Genomic DNA, 18,394 nt, shown 5'->3' on the forward strand with positions numbered 1-18,394 from the left:
CACTGACAGGTCCGTTCCCGAACGATGCTAGATCGGTACAAATCGACACACCCGTGGAGCGCTGCCGCCCGGGGACGGCACCGCCCCCGGTCCGGCACTCGGTGCGCGGTGCGCGGTGCTCAGTCCGTGTCGGCCCCGGCATCCGGGAAGTACAGGTCCTGGATCTCCAGGCCCTCGGTGCCCAGCCGCGTCAGCTCCGCGTGCTCGCGCATCCGGCCCCCGTAGACCGGATGGTCCATCAGCCCGGTGTACGTGTCGAAGTCCAGGTCCAGCAGGCCCGCCTCGTCGGCGAGGTAGACGTCCAGCCCCGGGTACATCACCGCCACGTACGGGAGGTCGTCGGTGTCGGTGACCAGCACCGGGTACTCCCCCGCCGAGTCCGGCTCGCCGACGTACAGCAGCCGCCGCGAGTCGGAGCCCCCGACCAGCGGGAAGCCGCGGCCCGGCAGCAGCGCCTCGAACTCGCCGAACATCGCCGCCCAGCCCTCCTCGCCGGGCCCGAAGCCGTACATCTCCTCGGTGGTCTCCGACAGCGAGCGGCCCGCCAGGACGGGCGCCGACGGCTCCTCGTACCAGCCGAGGTCGACGGGCAGCCGGGAGTCGAAGGCGAGCCAGCGTCGCAGGCTCGGCGGCAGCGGCCGGCCGCCCGGCAGCCGCAGCGCGTCGATGGCCTCCGGCGCGAGCGGCACCGGCTCCTCGTCCAGGTCGGGCATGTCGGCGGCCTCCCAGCCGTCCTCCCTGACCTTCGCGATGACTCGCTCGATCAGCGCCGCACCGTGCATGTCGTTCTCCATGCGCGGCACTGTGCCACACCCCTGTGACAGCCCCGCGGCCGTCCACCTGCCGAAATTCGCGCGACGCCCCGCAGCGGCTCCGGCAGGATTCCCCACGTGCAGGACATCCTCTGCGGGCTCGCCGCCAACCCGACCCTGCCCGCCGCCCTGGTCGACGAGCTGGTCCGCCTGGCGCTCACCGGCCCGGACCGCGAGCTCGCCGACGACCTCGCCGACCGCACCGACCTCACCCGGGCCCAGGTCCTCGCCCTGGCCGCACATGACGGGGCGACAGCCGCCTCGCTCGCCCGGCTCGGGTGGCTCACCGCGGAGGACGTCGACCCCGCGGCACTGCCCGATGCCGCCCTCGCCCTGCTCGACCGGCAGGCCGGCCGCCCGGAATGGGCGCAACTGCTCGCCGCCGACCCCGATGCCGACCGCCGCGAGCGGCTGGCCGCCTGCCCGGGGCTGCCGCCCGCGACCGCGCGGGCACTCGCGGCCGACCCGGAGATCGGCGTCGTCGCCGAACTCGCCTTGTGGACGGCCGACCCGGAGTTGGCGGCCCGGCTGGCCGGGCACCCGCACGCCGAGGTCCGCCTGCGGACGGCGGCCAACGAGGCGGTGCCGCCGCCGGTACTGGCCGCCCTGCTGACCGGCCGCGGACTGCCGGAGGCACGCTGGTGCGGGGTGTGCGAGCGCGAGCCGGTGCCCTGGGTGCACCCGCCGGACTGCCCGCGCCCCGCCTGCGACCTGCCGCCGGACGCGGCGTGCAGCGGCGATCACGAGTCCACGCTGCACGCGATCCGGCAGGTCGCGCTGCAGAACCCGGCCGTACCGGCCGAGGCCGCCGCGACCTTCGCCGACGCCCCGTCCGCCCTGCTCCGGGTGGCACTCGCCGACCGCGCGGACCTGCCGCCGGCCGTGCAGCCGCGGCTGGCCCGCGACACCGTGCCCATGGTCAGGAGCGCGCTGGCCGCGAACCCCGCGACCGGCGAGGCAGTGCTGCGGACGCTGGCGGAGGACCGCGGCCACGGCGTGCAGCGCGCCCTGCTGGACAACCCCCGCCTGCCGCTGGACCTGCTCGTCCGCCTGGCCCCGGCCGTCCGCACCGGGCCGGCGCTGCTGCCGCGGATCGCCGAGGCCTCCGAGGCCGAGATCCGGGAGATGGCCGCCTCCCCGCAGGCACGGGTCCGGATGCTCGCCGCCCGGCGGCGCGATCTACCGGACGACGTACGCGACGCGCTGGCGGCCGACCCGGACGCCGCGGTGGTCGCCGCCGTGGCCTCGCACCCGGGGCTCACGGAGACGCAGCTGCGCACCGTGGTCGGACGGTTCGGCCCGTCGGTCGCCGCCGGGGCCGCCGCCAATCCGGACGCGCCGCCGACCCTGCTGGCCGACCTCGCCCGGCAGCAGCCGCCCGCCCGGAAGGCACTCCGCAGCATCGCCGAGCATCCACGGGCCACCGCCGTGGCCCTGCTTCCCTGCCTGGCCGACGCCCGCGCCCGCCACCTCGCCGCCGGCCACCCCGCCCTGCCCCCCGAAGCCCTGGCCGCCCTGCTCACCGACGACGACTGGCAGGTGGTTCGGGCCGCAGCGGCCAACCCCTCCCTGCCGCCCGGACTGATGGCATCCCTGGTGGCCGGAGCGACGACTTGACCGGGCACGCCGGGCAGCTGCCCGGTGGCCGACGAGAGGTGACGCCATGACAGCCCTGCACTACCGCGAGGCACGCCCCGAGGATGCCGAGCAGGTGGCCCTGCTGCACGCCGACAGCTGGCGGCGCCACTACCGAGGCGCCTACTCCGACGCCTTCCTGGACGGCGACGTGCTCGACGACCGCCGGGCCGTGTGGTCGACCCGGCTCGCCGCGCCCGCCGGCAGTGCGACCGTGCTGGCCGAGGACGCGGAGGGGCTGGCGGGATTCGTGCACCTCGTCCTCGACCACGACGGGCGCTGGGGCAGCCTGGTCGACAACCTGCACGTCGCGCACCGCAGGCACCGCACCGGCACGGGCACCGAGCTGCTGGCCCGGGGCGCCCGCGCGGTCGCCGAGCGGGCGGCTGGGCCGTCCGTGTACCTCTGGGTCCTCGAACAGAACACGGACGCCCAGCAGTTCTACCGCGCCCGCGGCGGCACCTGCGTGGAGCGGACGGCCGTCCCGCCCCCGGGCGGCGACCCGTCCCAGCTGCACGGCGCCCCCGCCAAGCTGCGCTTCGCCTGGCGCGACGCCGCGGCCCTGCTGCCTGCCCGGCCGCCGCGCCCGGACCGCTGACGCCGCCCGCCCGGGGGCGTCCGCTCAGGCGCCGCTGCGCTCGGCGGCGCTGCGCTCGACGCAGAACTCGTTGCCCTCCGGGTCGGCCAGGGTGACCCAGCCGGTGCCGTCCGGCCTGCGGTGGTCCGCGGCCAGCACGGCGCCGAGGGCGAGCAGGCGCTCGACCTCCTCGTCACGGGTGCGGTCCTGGGGCTGGACGTCCAGGTGGACGCGGTTCTTGACGGTCTTGGGCTCCGGGACGGTGACGAAGAGCAGGCCGGCACCCTTGCTCTCGACCAGGCACTCGGGGTCGCCGGGCCGGTCGTCGTCGTGGACGGAGCTGTCCAGGACAGCCGCCCAGAAGGTGCCGAGCCGGTAGGCGTCGGCGCAGTCGATGGTGATGTGTCGCACGAGAGAAGCCATGGGCGCCACTATTGCCGGGCGGCGGCGCCGAGTCCATCGGTTTGCCGACGGAATGTCAGGCCCCACCGGCACGGTCGGTCCGCGGCGGCGCGGCCGGGTGGGCGCCCTGCCGTGTTCCGTCGGATGTCCGCGGCACGGCCGGGCGGCGCCTCTAGACTGGTCCCAGGGGCCCCGGAGCACCTCCGGCACCCGGACGCCACCGGAAGGAGGCCGCCGTGAGCAGGCTGCATTCCAGGGACGCGGCGGACGCGGCGAGCAAGGCCGTGAGCACGCTCCGCTACTCGGGAAACCCGGAGCAGGACCACCTCCTCGACGAGATCCAGCACCCCGAGACCACCAACGCCCTCTACGAGCTGGCCACCCGGACGGCCCCGGAACGGACCGCGCAGCGGCCGGACGGCGACGCCGCCGCCCCACCGCAGGACTGAAGGCCGCCGGGCCGCTCCGCCGTAAATCCTTTGCCAGGGCGCCGCCGGGGCGCCGAGAATCCGCGGTATGGGCACTGACGCACGTTACGACCGGCGGCCGATCGACGCCGACCAGATCGGCGAGTGGCTGGAGCTGCTGGCCGCCATCGAGGCCGAGGACCGGGAGGACGAACACCACGGCCCGGACGACCTCCACGAGTACCTGGCCGACCCGTACTGCGACTTCCCGCGCGGATCGATCGCCTTCTACGACGGCCCGAAGATGGTCGGCTACGGCTATCTGAAGGCCCGGACGGCCGCCGACCCGGTGCACGAGCTGTACTACCTGGGCGGTGTCCACCCGGCCCACCGCGGCCGCGGCATCGGCGCCGCACTGCTGGAGTGGGCGGAGCAGGCGGCGCTGCCGATCCACCTGGACCGCTACCCGGACCGCCCGCTGACCCTCTACAGCTCCAGCCTGTCCCGCAACACCCCCGCCGGGGAGCTGTACGCGGCGCACGGCTACACGGCGTCGCGGTGGTTCCACGGCATGACCCGCGACCTGCTGGAGCCGCTGCCGGACATCCCGGCACCGGACGGGGTCGAGGTCCGCGGCTTCACCCCCGAGCGTTCCGAGGACGCCCGGCTGCTGCGCAACGACGCCTTCCGCGACCACTGGGGCTCCACCGAGTCCACGGTGGAGAGCTGGGTCCACATGACGGCCAATCCGGCCTTCCGCCCGGGCCTGAGCTCGATCGCCTACGACACCGCGGACGGCGGCGCCGACGGCCGCCCGCTCGGCTTCGTGCTCGGCGAGGAGTACGCCGCGCACGCCGAGGCCACCGGAAAGCGCGACCTCTACATCTCCCTGGTCGGCACCTGCCGCGCCGGCCGCAAGCGCGGCATCGCCTCCGCCCTGCTGGCGCACACCCTCGCCCAGGCCCGCGAGGACGGCTTCGCCACCGCCTCGCTGGGCGTCGACGCGGACTCCCCGACCGGCGCCCTCGGCCTCTACGGCCACGTCGGATTCACCGTCAAGGACACCTGGATCGCCCAGCTCAAGCCCCTCTGGGAGCCCGACACCCGGTCCTGAAACCCGCCCCGGCAGAACATCGGGCACACAAGCGGCGCCGCGGGCACCTGAATTGCCCGCCCGGGTACGTCCCGAGGGGCTCAGCTGCGGCCCGCCAGGACTTCCAGGTAATGCGGGTTGTGCATCACGCCGAGGATGTTGCCGAACGGGTCGAGCACGGCGCCGGCCCGGAAGCCGCCGTAGTTCCGCAACGGCTCGTGCTCCTTCGCACCGAGCTCCAGCAGCCGGGCCATCACCGCGTCGACGTCGTCCACGTGCCAGTAGGCGACCACGCCGGCCGGGGCGGAGGGGGTGCGCGAGATGCCGAGCTCCTGCGAGTGGTCGCCGAGCCGGAACTCGATGTACTGGGGCTGCTCGAAGTACGGCTCCACACCCAGGAATTCGGTGTACCAGCGGCGCGCCTCGGCCAGGTCGTCGGCGTGGTAGCGGATGGTTGCGAGGCCACGGAATGTCGTCATGCCCGGTAGTGTGCCCCGCATACAGGCCAGTTCCTGGCCGCAATCACCGACGGGTCGTCAGCGGCCGCTCAGCAGGTCGGCGGCGCGGGCGATCAGCGAGGTCCGTCCGAGCCCGGCCGCCTCGCGCGCCGGGCGCGCGCGGTAGGCGACGTACAGGCCGCGGATGCCGAGCCAGCGCAGCGGTTCGGGCTCCCAGCCGCGCACCTTGCGGCCGACCCAGGGCAGCCGGGTGAGTTCGGTGTCGTGGCCGAGCACCAGGTCCCGCAGGGTGCGGCCGGCGAGGTTGGCGGTGGCGACGCCGTGGCCGACGTAGCCGCCGGCGGCGCCGAGCCCGGTCGCCGGGTCGAGCTGGACGGTGGCGCACCAGTCGCGGGGCACGCCGAGCACCCCGGACCAGGCGTGGTCGATCGGGGCACCGGCCGCGGCGGGGAACAGCCGGCCGAGCAGCTCGGCGAGGCCGCGCTGCGTGGAGACGTGCGTCTCGCCCCGGGTGTCGACGTGCGAACCGAAGCGGTAGGGGACGCCGCGGCCGCCGATGGCGATCCGGTCGTCCGCGGTGCGCTGGAGGTAGCAGTAGGCGTGCGCCTCGTCCCCCAGGACCTCGGCGCCCTGCCAGCCGATCTCGTCCCAGACCTGTCGGTCCAGCGGCGCGGTGACGACCATGCTGCTGTTCATCGGCACCCAGGTGCGGCGGTGGCCCGCCATCCCGGCGGTGAAGCCCTCCAGCGCGCGGACGACGTACCGGGCGCGGACGGTGCCGCGGCGGCAGACGGCTGCGCCGGGGCGGATCGCGACGACCTCGGTGTCCTCGTACACGGTGACGCCGAGCCGTTCGACGGCGGCGGCGAGGCCGCGGACCAGCTTGGCCGGGTGGATACGGGCGGTGTGCGGTGTCCACAGGGCGCCGCGGGCACCGGCGACGCGCACCCGGTCGGCGAGTTCGCCGGCGCCGAGGCGGACCATGTCCTGTTCGTCCCAGCCCTCGCCGCGCAGGGCGGGCAGGTGGGCGAGCATCCGCTGCTCCTGGACGGGGCCGACGGCGACGTGCAGCTCGCCGTCCTTGCGGATGTCGGCGTCGATGCCCTCGGCGGCGGCCACCGAGATCACTTCGTCGACGGTGGCGAACATGGCCTTCTGCATGGCCACGGCGGCGGGCCGGCCGTGGGCGGCGGCGTAGCGGCGGAACTGGCCGGGCAGCGCGGAGGTGAGCCAGCCGCCGTTGCGGCCGGAGGCGCCGAACCCGGCGAACTCCTTCTCCAGGACGGCGATCCGCAGCGAGGGCTCGGCCTGCTTGAGGTAGTAGGCGGTCCACAGGGCGGTGTAGCCGCCGCCGACGAGGGCGACGTCCACGTCGAGGTCGCCGTCCAGGGCGGGGCGGCGGTCGGGCAGGCCGTCGGCGTACCAGAAGGAGACGGCGCCGTTGGTGCGGGCGGGTCCGGCGGGCCGGGTGGGGCTCATGTTCGCTGCCTCGGTGGGGGTCGGTCCGGTCGGGGGAGGTCGGTCAGTCCGGGGTGGCCGGGCTGATGATCCAGAGCACCTCGGCGGGGCCGTCCGAGGTGTTGGCCACCCGGTGCGGCGCGGAGGTGCGGTAGTCGAGGCTGTCGCCGGTGCGCAGGGTGTACGGGTGCCCGTCGAGCTCGACGGTGACGCTGCCGGCGAGGACGACCAGGATCTCCTGGGAGTCGCCGTGGCTGTACGCCTCCTCGCCGGTCGAGGTGCCGGGGTCGAACTCGCCCGCGTAGACCTCCAGGTGGGAGAGCGGCCGCTGCGAGACGAGGTACTTGCGGGTGCCGGGGGCGGTGTGCAGGGCGGGGCGCTCGGCGCGGCGGACGACGCGGGGGCCTGCGGGGGTGTCCTGGTCGAAGAGATCGGCCATGGTGAGGCCGAGGGCGCCGGCGATCCTGCGGAGCATCCCGATGCTGGCGCCGGCGAGGCCGCGTTCGACCTGGCTGAGGAAGCCCGGGCTGGCGCCGGCCGCCTCGCCGAGGCCGCGCAGCGACAGGCCGCGCATCTCCCGGTAGCCGCGGATGCGGGCGCCGAGGGCCTGCAGGTCCGCATCCGGTGCGGCAGCGGCCGTCTGATCGGTCATGGGACACCCGGTTCGGCTCGGACGGACGGGCGGGGGCGCCGACCAAACGATGCGTTCGATCGGGCGGAACACACCGTATGCCGCCCGACGGGGCGGCACAAGGGGCCGCAGGACACGCCGTTGCGCCCGCTTCCGGCTGAGTCCGTTCGAGCGACCCTGTCGGCCGTTCGCCCGGGCGGAGGAGCACGGACGCTGCTATGAAAAGCATTGAGTCCGTTTTGTCCGGTCTCATCCCCGTTTCTAGGAGGCATCCACATGGGTGCTACGGCTACCACTGCCCAGGCCGAAGGCCAGGGCGGGGCACCGGCCGGCAAGCAGCCGCCGGTGCACATCCTCTGGATCAACGCCGGTCTGAGCTGTGACGGCGACTCGGTCTCGCTGACCGCCGCGATGCAGCCGAGCATCGAGGAGATCGTCACCGGAGCCCTGCCGGGCCTGCCGGAGATCGCGGTGCACTGGCCGCTGATCGACTTCGAGTGCGGCCCGGTGCAGGGCGCGGACAACTTCGTCGAGTGGTTCTTCAAGGCCGACCGCGGCGAACTCGAGCCGTTCGTGCTGGTGGTGGAGGGATCCATCCCCAACGAGTCGATCAAGCCCGAGGGCTACTGGTGCGGCTTCGGCGACAACCCGGAGACCGGCCAGCCGATCACCACCAGCGAGTGGCTCGACCGCCTCGCCCCCAAGGCCACCGCCGTGGTCGCGATCGGCACCTGTGCCACGTACGGCGGAATCCATGCCATGGCGGGCAATCCGACCGGCGCCATGGGTGTGCCCGACTACCTGGGCTGGGACTGGACGTCCAAGGCCGGGCTGCCGATCGTCTGCGTACCGGGCTGTCCGATCCAGCCGGACAACTTCTCCGAGACGCTGACCTACCTGCTGTACCAGCTGGCGGGTTCGGCCCCGATGATCCCGCTGGACGACAAGCTGCGGCCGACCTGGCTGTTCGGCGCGACCGTCCACGAGGGCTGCGACCGCGGCGGCTACTACGAGCAGGGCCAGTTCGCGGAGGCGTACGGCGAGCCCGAGTGCCTGGTGAAGCTCGGCTGCTGGGGCCCGGTCGTCAAGTGCAACGTGCCCAAGCGCGGCTGGATCAACGGCGTCGGTGGCTGTCCGAACGTGGGCGGCGTCTGCATCGCCTGCACCATGCCCGGCTTCCCGGACAAGTTCATGCCCTTCATGGACGAGCCCCCGGGCGCCCGGGTCTCCGCGACCGCCAGCGAGGCCTACGGGGCCGCCATCCGCCGCCTGCGCTCCATCACCGCGAGGACGGTGGACAAGGAGCCCAAGTGGCGGCGCACCGGCCGCAAGCTGACCACCGGTTACCGCACCCCCTGGTGACCGCACCGGACGCCGCGCGCCGGACGGCGCGCGGCGTCCACCCCTGCTCCCCGACGCAACGACGAAGGGCACACACTCCCGATGGCGACGACAGCGAAGCCGACCGGCGACGGCCTGATGGAGATGTCCTGGGACCCGATCACCCGGATCGTGGGCAGCCTGGGCATCCACACGAAGATCGATTTCAAGCAGAAGAAGGTCGCCGAGTGCTACAGCACCTCGTCGGTCTTCCGCGGCTACAGCGTGTTCATGCGCGGGAAGGACCCGCGCGACGCGCACTTCATCACCAGCCGGATCTGCGGCATCTGCGGCGACAACCACGCCACCTGTTCGGTCTACACGCAGAACATGGCGTACGGGGTGAAGCCCCCGCACCTGGGCGAGTGGATCATCAACCTCGGCGAGGCCGCCGAGTACATGTTCGACCACAACATCTTCCAGGAGAACCTGGTCGGGGTCGACTACTGCGAGAAGATGGTCCGCGAGACCAACCCCGGCGTGCTGGAGCGCGCCGAGCGCACCGAGGCCCCGCACGCCGCCGAGCACGGCTACAAGACCATCGCCGACATCATGCGCTCGCTCAACCCCATCGAGGGCGAGTTCTACCGCGAGGCGCTGCAGGTCAGCCGGTACACCCGGGAGATGTTCTGCCTGATGGAGGGCCGCCACGTGCACCCCTCCACGCTCTACCCCGGGGGCGTCGGCACGGTCGCCACCGTGCAGTTGTTCACCGACTACCTCAGCCGGCTGACCCGCTACGTGGAGTTCATGAAGCGCGTCGTCCCGCTCCACGACGACCTCTTCGACTTCTTCTACGAGGCCCTGCCCGGCTACGAGGAGGTCGGCCGCCGGCGCATCCTGCTCGGCTGCTGGGGCAGCCTCAACGACCCCGACCACTGCGACTTCACGTACCGCAACATGACGGACTGGGGCCGGCGGATGTTCGTCACCCCGGGCGTCATCGTGGACGGAAAGCTCGTCACCAACGACCTCACGCAGATCAACCTGGGCATCCGCATCCTGCTCGGCAGCTCCTACTACCAGGACTGGGAGGGGCAGGAGCTCTTCGTCACCCACGACCCGCTCGGCAACCCCGTCGACCCGCGGCACCCGTGGAACCAGCACACCATCCCGCAGCCGCAGAAGCGGAACTTCGACGACAAGTACAGCTGGGTGATGTCCCCGCGCTGGTTCGACGGCAAGGACCACCTCGCCCTGGACACCGGCGGCGGCCCGATCGCCCGCCTGTGGTCCACCGCGCTCTCCGGCCTGGTCGACATCGGCTACGTCAAGGCCACCGGCCACAGCGTCGTCATCAACCTGCCGAAGACCATGACCAAGCCGGAGACCACCTTCGAGTGGAAGATCCCGCAGTGGTCCAACGCGCTGGAGCGCAACCGCGCCCGCACCTACTTCCAGGCCTACGCCGCCGCCTGCGCCCTGCACTTCGCCGAGAAGGCGCTGGACGAGGTCCGCGCCGGGCGCACCCAGACCTGGGAGAAGTTCGAGGTACCGGACGAGTCCATCGGCTGCGGCTTCACCGAGGCCGTCCGCGGCGTGCTGTCGCACCACATGGTGATCCGCGACGGCAAGATCGCCAACTACCACCCGTACCCGCCGACCCCGTGGAACGCCAGCGTCCGCGACAGCTACGGCACCCCGGGACCGTACGAGGACGCGGTGCAGAACACGCCGATCTTCGAGGAGAACACCCCGGAGAACTTCAAGGGCATCGACATCATGCGGGCCGTGCGCAGCTTCGACCCGTGCCTGCCCTGCGGCGTGCACATGTACGTCGGCGACGGCCGGACGGTGCAGAAGATGCACGTCCCCACCGGCCTGAGCGGGCTCGCCTGATGACCGCGGAGACGGCCGGCCGGCGCGTCCAGGAAGTCCTGGACCGCCTGGCCGGCGAGGCGGACGAGGCGGCCGTCGCCGCGGCCGAGGACCTCGTCCGCGAGCTCATGGCGTTCTACGGCGAGGGACTGGCCCGGCTGGTCGCGCTGCTGACCGCGAACGGCGCCGCCGTGCCGGCCGCGCTGCTCGACGATCAGGTGGTGTCCGGGCTGCTGGTGCTGCACGAACTCCACCCGGAGGGCGTGCAGCAACGGATCAGACGGGCGCTCGCGTCCCTCCCCGGGCGCCCGGCCGAGCTGATCGGCTACGCCGCCGAGGCCGGGTCGGTGCGGCTGCGCACCGCCCCCGGCGGCTGCGGCTGCGGCGGCGAGGAGTCGCTGCGGCGGGACGTGGCGGCCGTACTCGCCTGCTTCGCCCCCGAGGTGACGGACATCCGGCTGGAGCAGGCCGCCCCGCAGCCCGCCCTGCTGCAGATCGGCCGACGGCCCCCGGTGGGGGCGGACGCCGGATGACCACGCCCGCCACCGACGCCCCGGGCGGGGGTGCCGCGGTCCTGCGCCGACTGCGCAGGCCCGCGGCGCCCCGCCCGGAACGCTGCACCTTCTGCGGCGCCGGACTCCCCCCGGAGCACCGGCACCTCGCCGACACCTCCCAGCGCGCGCTCGCCTGTGCCTGCACCGCCTGCGCCATGCTGTTCGAGCAGCCCGGCGCGGCCGGCGGCCGGTACCGCGGCGTGCCCCGCCGCTACCTGGTCGACCCCGGCCACGGCATCGACGGCGCCGACTGGGAGGCGCTGCAGATCCCGGTCTCCACCGTCTTCTTCCTCCGCAACGCCGAACTGGACCGGCTGGTCGCGCTCTACCCGAGCCCGGCCGGCCCCGCGGAAAGCGAACTCGACCCGGAGTCCTGGCAGGCCGTCCTCGGCCGCACCCGGCTCGCGGCGATGCTGGAACCGGACGTCGAGGCGCTGCTGCTGCGCCGCGCCCACGGCGTGACGACCTGCCACCTGGTGCCGGTCGACGCCTGCTACGAACTGGTCGGGCGGATGCGGCTGCACTGGCAGGGCTTCGACGGCGGCCCCGCGGCCCACGCCGAGCTGGACGGCTTCTTCGACCGCCTCGCCGGCCTCGCCCGGCCCCTGACCGAGGACACCCCGTGACGACCTGTGACCTGACCTTCGACTGCACCGGGGTGCAGGGCGACCGGTACGCCGCCGGGCCGACCCTGCTCTTCCGGCTGCGGATCGGCTCCGGCGGCGCCCGGGTGCACGCCCTGGCGCTCCGCTGCCAGCTGCGCATCGAGCCCGCGAGGCGCAGCTACGACGACACGGAGGCCGAGCGGCTCGGCGACCTCTTCGGCGAGCGGTCCCGCTGGGGCACCAGCCTGAACCCGGTGCAGTTCGCGCAGGTCCCGCTGATGGTGCCGGGCTTCACCGGCAGTACCGAGGTGGAGCTGCCGGTGCCGGTCAGCTACGACCTGGACATCGCGGCGACCCGCTACTTCGCCTCGCTCACCGACGGCGACGTGCCGCTGCTGATGCTGTTCTCCGGCACCGTCTTCACCGGCGCGGACGGCTTCGCCGTGCAGCCGGTGCCCTGGCACAAGGAGACCAGGGTCCGCCTGCCGGTGCGGGTGTGGCGGGAGGCGATGGAGCAGCACTTCCCCGGCTGTGGCTGGCTGCGGCTCCCCCGGGACACCATGGACGAGCTGCTGGCCTACCGTTCCCGGCACGGCCTGCCCTCCTGGGAGGCCACCGTGCGCGCGCTGCTGGCCGCCGCGGGCAGCCCCGCGCTGGCCGAGGAGGCAGCCCGATGAGCACCGTCCGCCCCGCCGCCGAGCGGTTCGCCGGCGCCCGGCAGATCGCCGACGCCGTGCTGTTCGAGGGCTACGTGCTGTACCCGTACCGGGCCTCGTCCGCCAAGAACCGGCTGCGCTGGCAGTTCGGCGTCCTGGTGCCGCCGGGCTTCGGCGAGGGCAGCGGCGAACACCCCGACCAGTGCACCGAGCTCCTGGTGGAGCCGCGGCGCGGCGCCACGATCAGCGCCGAACTGCGCTTCCTGCGCGTCCAGCGGCGCACCGTGCAGCGGCTGCGCGAGGACGGCGGGCACGAGGACACCGAGGCCCTGGAGCTCGCCGACCGGGTCCTGACGCCGTGGGACGAGGGCGCCGAGGAGCGCGTCCAGCTGTCCGCGACCGTCGACGAGCTGCTGGCCGGCGAGGTCGCCGTGCCGGTGCACTGCCCGGCCCGCACCGAGATCGAGGCGGTGCGCGAGGGCGAGGACGGGCGGACGGTCGGCCGGACGGTGCGGCGCTGCGCCCAGGTCGACGGCGTGCTGCGGGTGCGGCTGCAGCCGCTGCCCGGCCCCTACGCGGCGTACCGGCTGCGCGCGGTGGTGGAGAACACCACGGTGTGGACGGCCGGCCCCGAGGAGGGCCGGGAGGAGGCGCTGGCGCACTCGCTGGTCTCCGCGCACCTGCTGCTCGGCCTGGACAGCGGCTCCTTCGTGTCGATGACCGACCCGCCGGAGTGGGCCAAGGAGGCCGTCGCCGAGTGCCGGAACCGGCGCACCTGGCCGGTGCTCGCCGGCGACGACGGCCGCGCCGACGTGGTGCTGTCCTCCCCGATCATCCTGGAGGACCACCCGCAGGTGGCGCCGGAGAGCCCCGGCTCGCTGTACGACGGCACCGAGATCGACGAGATCCTGGCGCTGCGCACCTCCGCACTGACCGAGCGGGAGAAGCGGGAGGCCCGCGGCACGGACGAGCGGGCCGGCGCCGCGGTCGACCTGGCGGACTCGCTGCCGCCGGAGGTGATGGAGCGTCTGCACGGCGCCGTACGGGCGCTGCGCGAGGTGACGGCGGGCCCGCCCGCCGAGGCCGCCGTCCCCGGCGTCCGCCCGGACACCCCGTGGTGGGACCCGGGCGGCGACCCGGGCGTGGACCCGGCCCGCGACCGGGTGGTGATCGACGGCCGGCCGGTCGGCGCGGGCGACAAGGTCGTGCTGCGGCCCGGCCGGCGCCGCACCGACGCCCAGGACCTCTTCCTGCAGGGCCGCACCGCGCTGGTCGAGGCGGTGCTGCAGGACGTCGACGGCGCGGTGCACCTGGCGGTGACCGTGGAGGGCGACCCGGGCGCCGACCTGTGGCGGGCCCAGGGCCGCTTCCTGTACTTCCAGCCGGACGAACTCGCCCTCGCGGAGGAGTCATGACGGACCGCCGGGAGACCGCGGGCCGGGTCCTGGTCGCCGGGGTCGGCAACATCTTCCTCGGCGACGACGGCTTCGGCGTCGAGGCGGTGCGCAGGCTCACCGGCCGCCCGCTGCCCGAGGGCGTCGAGGTGGCCGACATCGGGGTGCGCGGCGTGCACCTGGCGTACCGGCTGCTGGACGGCTACGACACGCTCGTCCTGGTCGACGCCACCGAACGCGGAGGCGCACCCGGCACGGTGTACCTGCTGGAGGCACCGGCGCCCGGTGCGATCGAGCCGCAGGCGCCCGCCCTGGACGGCCACCGGATGGGCCCGGACGCCGTCCTGGCGCTGCTCGCCACGCTCAGCGCCGGCACCGGCGGCAGCCCGCCGCGGCAGGTGTTCGTGGTGGGCTGCGAACCGGAGTCGGTCGAGGAGGGCATGGGGCTCAGCGCCCCGGTCGCCGCGGCCGTGGACGAGGCCGTCGCCGTGGTCCTCCGGCTCCTCGACGGCGGGCCCGCCGACCTTCCCGAACGAAGACCGGCCGGCAATCGGGGGGTGGGTGAAGGAGCGGCGGCAGGGCCGAGTCCGGGCGGTGCCGACGAGGGAGTGGCAGCGGAGCTGCGGCGACCGAGGAGAACCCGTTCGGGCGAGAGCCATGGCGTCGCGACGCCGCCCCCCGATTGCCGGCCGGTCCAAGACACCACCGACAGAGAGGCACCCTCATGCGCAAGCTCCTGATCATCCTTCTGAGCGCCGCCGCGGCCGCCGTGCTCGTCCAGAGCCTTCCGGACATCAAGCGGTACCTGCGCATCCGGCAGATGTGACCGCGGCGCGATGCTGCGAATGGCGTAAGCCCGCGCCGCCCGCTCGGCGCGGCGCACCCGGCACCCCGGGGCAGCGGCCTGTAATGGTGGCCGACCGGACGGTCACCGCCTCCAGCCGCGGAACGGGGTGCCGATGCACGAGATGTCGATCGCCATGGCCGTGGTGGAGCAGGTGGCGCAGGCCTCCCCCGAGGGGGCCGGCCGGGTCGAGTCGGTGGTGCTGCAGGTCGGCGAACTGGCCGGCGTGGTGCCCGACTCGCTGCACTTCTGCTTCGGACTCGCCTGCGCCGGAACGGTCCTGGAAGGCGCCGAGCTGGTCGCCGAGACCGTTCCGGGGCAGGCGAGGTGCACGGCCTGCGGCACCGGCTGGGCGGTCGGGATGCCGCCGGAGCTGACCTGCCCGGGGTGCGGCGACGGCGCCGGCACCGAGCTCGTGGCCGGGCGGGAGCTGCAGATCCGCAGCGTCCGCTGGGCGGACCGTCCGGCGTACGCCGACCAGGAAGGCTGACGCCATGTGCCGAGTCATCGACCTCCAGCAGGCCGTGCTCGCCCGCAACGAGGACGCCGCCCGGGAACTGCGGGCGGCGCTCGCGGCCCGCGGCACCGTCGCGGTGAACCTGCTCTCCAGCCCGGGCAGCGGCAAGACCGCGCTGCTGGAAGCCGAGTTGGTGCTCGCCGGGCAGCGCGGCATCCCCGCCGCCGCCCTCACCGCGGACCTCGCCACCGAGAACGACGCCCTGCGGCTGGCCCGTTCCGGTGCCCCCGTCAAGCAGGTGCTCACCGACGGGCTGTGCCACCTGGAGGCGGCGATGCTCGCCCGCCACCTGGACGGCTGGCTGCCGGACGACACCCGGCTGCTCTTCGTGGAGAACGTCGGCAACCTGGTCTGCCCGGCCTCGTACGACCTCGGGGAGAGCCTGCGGGTGGCGCTCGCCTCGGTGACCGAGGGCGAGGACAAGCCGCTGAAGTACCCGACCGCCTTCGGGCTGGCCCACCTGGTGGTGGTGACCAAGGCGGACCTCGCGGACGCGGTCGGCTTCGACGAGAAGTCCTTCCTCGCCAACATCGAGCGGGTCAACCCGGGGGTCGAGGTGGTCTTCACCTCGGCGCGCACCGGGGAGGGCGTCGGGCAGCTGTTGGACCGCGCCTGCGCCGTGCTGGACGGCGGCGCCGTGCACCGGCCGGTGATGGGCGTGCCCGCCGCCGGGCACCACCACGGGCCGCCGCAGACCGCCGGCCACGGCCACAGTCACGAGGACGGCCACCTGCACAGCCACGGGCACGCGCACGGGGCACCGGCGGAGCTGCCGCTGGACGCCTCGTGACGGCCGAGCCGTCGGCGCCGTCCGTCGAGCGCCGCCGGGTCCGGGTCGGCGGCATCGTGCAGGGCGTGGGGTTCCGCCCGTTCGTGCACTCGCTCGCCGGGGAGCTGCAACTGACCGGGCACGTCACCAACACCGGCGAGGGCGTGCTCGCCGAGGTGGAGGGCCGCCCCGACGCCGTCGAGGCGTTCTGCCGGCGGATCGCCGGCGACGCACCGCCGCTGGCCCGGGTCCTCTCCGTGCTGCACGAGGCGATCGAGGCCACCGGAGACCCGGGCTTCGCCATCGTGCCGTCCACGGGCGGCGGCGGCAGCCGCACCCTCATCCCGGCGGACACCGCCACCTGCGCCGACTGCCTGGCCGAACTCGCCGACCCGGCCGACCGGCGGCACCGCCACCCGTTCATCACCTGCACCAACTGCGGGCCGCGGTTCACCATCGTCACCGACCTGCCGTACGACCGGGCCGCCACGACCATGGCCGGTTTCCCGATGTGCGAGGACTGCTCCCGCGAGTACCGCGACCCGGCCGACCGGCGCTTCCACGCCCAGCCGATCTGCTGCCACGCCTGCGGGCCCACCCTCTCGCTCACCGTGCCCGGACGGGCGCCGCGCACCGGGTCCCGGGCGCTGGACGGCGCCCGGGCTATGCTGGCCGCCGGCGCCGTGCTCGCCGTCAAGGGCCTCGGCGGCTACCACCTGGTGTGCGACGCGGGCAGCGCCGCCGCCGTCGCGGAACTCCGCAGGCGCAAGCGCCGCGGCGACAAACCCTTTGCGGTGATGGCCGGTTCGACCGCCCAGGCGGCCGCGCTGGTGCACCTCGGCGACGCCGAACGGGAGGCCCTCGAGTCGCCCGCCCGCCCGATCGTGCTGCTGCGCCGCAGGCCGTACGAGGACGGGATCGCCGGCGGTGTCGCACCGCGCTGCCCCGACCTCGGCATCATGCTGCCGTACACCCCGCTGCACCGGCTGCTGCTCGGCCTGCCCGGCGACCCGGACGGGCCGCGGCTGCTGGTGATGACCAGCGGCAATCTGTCCGGCGAGCCCATCGTCACCGACGACGACGAGGCGCTGGAGCGCCTCGCGCCGTTGGTGGACGGCTGGTTGGCGCACAACCGGCCGATCCACGTGCCCTGCGACGACTCGGTGGTACGGGTCGTGGACGGCGAGGTGCTGCCCGTCCGGCGCTCGCGCGGCTACGCACCGCTGCCGGTGCCGCTGCCGGTCGAGGTCCGCCCGGTGCTCGCGGTCGGCGGCGACCTCAAGAACACCTTCGCCCTGGCAGCGGGCCGCACCGCCTGGCCGTCCGGGCACGTCGGCGACATGGACGACCTGGCCACGCTCGCCGGATTCGGTCGCGCCGTGCGCCAGTTGGCGGCCGTCACCGGGGTCCGTCCGGAGCTGCTGGCGGCCGACCGGCACCCGCGGTACCGCTCCGCCCTGTGGGCGCGCCGCGAGGCCGGCAGGCGCGAGGTCCGCACCGTGCAGCACCATCATGCGCACATCGCCTCCGCGATGGCCGAGCACGGCCTGGACGGCACCGGGAAGGTCATCGGCGTCGCCTTCGACGGCACCGGCTACGGCGAGGACGGCGCGGTCTGGGGCGGCGAGGTCCTGCTCGCCGACTACGACGGCTTCGAGCGTTTCGCACAGCTCGGCTACGTGCCGCTGCCCGGCGGGGACGCCGCGGTGGAGCGGCCGTACCGGATGGCCCTTGCCCACCTGTACGCGGCGGGCCTGCCCTGGGCTCCCGACCTGCCCTGCACGGCGACCTGTCCGGCCGAGGAACTGGCAGTGCTGAAGCAGCAGTTGGCGCGCGAGCTGAACTGCGTGCCGACCTCCAGCATGGGCCGGCTGTTCGACGCCGTCTCCTCGCTGGCCGACGTCTGCCACCGGGTCGGCTACGAGGCCCAGGCCGCCGTGGAGTTGGAGGCGGCCGCACTGGACGCGGCCGCCGACGACCGGCCGTACGCCTTCGGGCTGCGGCCGGGCGCGGGCGACGGCGCGGCCGCGCTGGTCGCCGACCCGGGCCCGGTGCTCGCGGCCGTGGTGGCCGATGTCGCGGCCGGGGAGCCCGCCGGGGTCGTCGCCCGGCGCTTCCACTCGGCCGTGGCCGCCCTGGTGGAGCGGCTGTGCACCGAGGCGCGCGAGCGGACCGGGCTCACCGCCGCGGCACTGACCGGCGGGGTGTTCGGCAACGCCCTGCTCACCGAGGACTGCCTGCACCGGCTGCGGGCGGCCGGCTTCACCGTGCTGCGGCACCGGCTGGTGCCGCCCAACGACGGCGGTCTGGCGCTCGGCCAGCTCGTGGTCGCCGCCCGGACCGGCAGCTGAAGACCGGGGGCAAGCCGCCCCCGGAGGACGAAC

Annotated in this window: 20 protein-coding genes; 15 read left to right on the forward strand and 5 right to left on the reverse strand. The window is 74.4% G+C overall.

All coding sequences use genetic code 11. The features are described from left to right. Positions 1-119: 119 nt before the first annotated feature. Positions 120-794 carry a hypothetical protein gene (locus tag ACQ614_RS05035; RefSeq protein ID WP_431676944.1) on the reverse strand — a complete coding sequence of 225 codons (675 nt, stop codon included), beginning with the start codon at positions 792-794 and terminating at the stop codon, positions 120-122. Between the two features lie 96 nt (positions 795-890). Between ACQ614_RS05035 and ACQ614_RS05040 the strand changes: the two genes are divergently transcribed. After that, positions 891-2,429: a hypothetical protein gene (locus ACQ614_RS05040; RefSeq protein ID WP_431676945.1), complete on the forward strand. Its 1,539-nt coding sequence runs from the start codon at positions 891-893 to the stop codon at positions 2,427-2,429. A 46-nt stretch (positions 2,430-2,475) separates the two neighbouring features. Then, the gene (locus tag ACQ614_RS05045) at positions 2,476-3,045 is read left to right on the forward strand and encodes an N-acetyltransferase family protein (RefSeq protein WP_431676946.1); all 570 of its coding nucleotides are present in this window, start codon (positions 2,476-2,478) and stop codon (positions 3,043-3,045) included. Positions 3,046-3,069: 24 nt separating this feature from the next. On the opposite strand, the gene ACQ614_RS05050 is transcribed toward ACQ614_RS05045, so the two are convergent. After that, positions 3,070-3,447, reverse strand: coding sequence for a VOC family protein (locus ACQ614_RS05050; protein ID WP_431676947.1), 378 nt, complete (start codon positions 3,445-3,447; stop codon positions 3,070-3,072). Between the two features lie 215 nt (positions 3,448-3,662). Between ACQ614_RS05050 and ACQ614_RS05055 the strand changes: the two genes are divergently transcribed. Together ACQ614_RS05055 and ACQ614_RS05060 are read left to right on the forward strand one after the other, a co-directional pair. After that, positions 3,663-3,875 carry a hypothetical protein gene (locus ACQ614_RS05055; RefSeq protein ID WP_431676948.1) on the forward strand — a complete coding sequence of 71 codons (213 nt, stop codon included), beginning with the start codon at positions 3,663-3,665 and terminating at the stop codon, positions 3,873-3,875. 67 nt (positions 3,876-3,942) lie between these two features. Continuing rightward, positions 3,943-4,947: a GNAT family N-acetyltransferase gene (locus ACQ614_RS05060; protein ID WP_431676949.1), complete on the forward strand. Its 1,005-nt coding sequence runs from the start codon at positions 3,943-3,945 to the stop codon at positions 4,945-4,947. Positions 4,948-5,027: 80 nt separating this feature from the next. Here ACQ614_RS05060 and ACQ614_RS05065 read toward each other — a convergent pair whose 3' ends face one another. The 3 genes from ACQ614_RS05065 to ACQ614_RS05075 are packed head-to-tail and all read right to left on the reverse strand — an operon-like array spanning position 5,028 to position 7,494. Continuing rightward, a complete protein-coding gene (locus ACQ614_RS05065) occupies positions 5,028-5,405 on the reverse strand; it encodes a VOC family protein (protein WP_431676950.1) in 378 nt (125 codons plus the stop codon). A 57-nt stretch (positions 5,406-5,462) separates the two neighbouring features. Then, positions 5,463-6,863: an NAD(P)/FAD-dependent oxidoreductase gene (locus ACQ614_RS05070; protein ID WP_431676951.1), complete on the reverse strand. Its 1,401-nt coding sequence runs from the start codon at positions 6,861-6,863 to the stop codon at positions 5,463-5,465. 43 nt (positions 6,864-6,906) lie between these two features. Next, on the reverse strand, positions 6,907-7,494 hold the full coding sequence (locus tag ACQ614_RS05075) for a helix-turn-helix domain-containing protein (RefSeq protein ID WP_431676952.1): 588 nt from the start codon (positions 7,492-7,494) through the stop codon (positions 6,907-6,909). Between the two features lie 255 nt (positions 7,495-7,749). Between ACQ614_RS05075 and ACQ614_RS05080 the strand changes: the two genes are divergently transcribed. From ACQ614_RS05080 to hypF, 11 genes are all read left to right on the forward strand, one after another. Continuing rightward, the gene (locus ACQ614_RS05080) at positions 7,750-8,835 is read left to right on the forward strand and encodes a hydrogenase expression protein HypE (protein WP_431676953.1); all 1,086 of its coding nucleotides are present in this window, start codon (positions 7,750-7,752) and stop codon (positions 8,833-8,835) included. A gap of 81 nt (positions 8,836-8,916) precedes the next feature. Further along, positions 8,917-10,692, forward strand: coding sequence for a nickel-dependent hydrogenase large subunit (locus tag ACQ614_RS05085; RefSeq protein WP_431676954.1), 1,776 nt, complete (start codon positions 8,917-8,919; stop codon positions 10,690-10,692). Continuing rightward, positions 10,692-11,204 carry a hypothetical protein gene (locus tag ACQ614_RS05090; protein ID WP_431676955.1) on the forward strand — a complete coding sequence of 171 codons (513 nt, stop codon included), beginning with the start codon at positions 10,692-10,694 and terminating at the stop codon, positions 11,202-11,204. Before ACQ614_RS05085 ends, ACQ614_RS05090 begins: the two co-directional genes overlap by 1 nt. Further along, positions 11,201-11,851, forward strand: coding sequence for a DUF5947 family protein (locus tag ACQ614_RS05095; protein WP_431676956.1), 651 nt, complete (start codon positions 11,201-11,203; stop codon positions 11,849-11,851). Before ACQ614_RS05090 ends, ACQ614_RS05095 begins: the two co-directional genes overlap by 4 nt. Then, positions 11,848-12,507 carry a DUF6084 family protein gene (locus tag ACQ614_RS05100; protein ID WP_431676957.1) on the forward strand — a complete coding sequence of 220 codons (660 nt, stop codon included), beginning with the start codon at positions 11,848-11,850 and terminating at the stop codon, positions 12,505-12,507. The genes ACQ614_RS05095 and ACQ614_RS05100 overlap by 4 nt, the downstream gene beginning before the upstream one ends. Continuing rightward, positions 12,504-13,901, forward strand: coding sequence for a hypothetical protein (locus tag ACQ614_RS05105; RefSeq protein ID WP_431676958.1), 1,398 nt, complete (start codon positions 12,504-12,506; stop codon positions 13,899-13,901). The genes ACQ614_RS05100 and ACQ614_RS05105 overlap by 4 nt, the downstream gene beginning before the upstream one ends. Beyond that, positions 13,898-14,620 (forward strand): hydrogenase maturation protease, encoded by a 723-nt coding sequence (locus ACQ614_RS05110; RefSeq protein WP_431676959.1) that lies wholly within the window; start codon positions 13,898-13,900, stop codon positions 14,618-14,620. The genes ACQ614_RS05105 and ACQ614_RS05110 overlap by 4 nt, the downstream gene beginning before the upstream one ends. Continuing rightward, positions 14,605-14,706, forward strand: coding sequence for a DUF6893 family small protein (locus ACQ614_RS05115; protein ID WP_431676960.1), 102 nt, complete (start codon positions 14,605-14,607; stop codon positions 14,704-14,706). The genes ACQ614_RS05110 and ACQ614_RS05115 overlap by 16 nt, the downstream gene beginning before the upstream one ends. Positions 14,707-14,839: 133 nt before the next feature. After that, positions 14,840-15,214, forward strand: coding sequence for a hydrogenase maturation nickel metallochaperone HypA (locus tag ACQ614_RS05120; RefSeq protein ID WP_431676961.1), 375 nt, complete (start codon positions 14,840-14,842; stop codon positions 15,212-15,214). A 4-nt stretch (positions 15,215-15,218) separates the two neighbouring features. Beyond that, complete coding sequence (hypB, locus tag ACQ614_RS05125; protein WP_431676962.1) at positions 15,219-16,031, forward strand: hydrogenase nickel incorporation protein HypB; 813 nt, start codon at positions 15,219-15,221, stop codon at positions 16,029-16,031. Then, positions 16,028-18,361, forward strand: coding sequence for a carbamoyltransferase HypF (hypF, locus tag ACQ614_RS05130; RefSeq protein ID WP_431676963.1), 2,334 nt, complete (start codon positions 16,028-16,030; stop codon positions 18,359-18,361). The genes hypB and hypF overlap by 4 nt, the downstream gene beginning before the upstream one ends. Positions 18,362-18,394 lie beyond the last annotated feature (33 nt).

It is taken from the genome of Kitasatospora dryopteridis, from assembly GCF_050749075.1.
In the GTDB taxonomy this organism is placed as follows: domain Bacteria; phylum Actinomycetota; class Actinomycetes; order Streptomycetales; family Streptomycetaceae; genus Kitasatospora.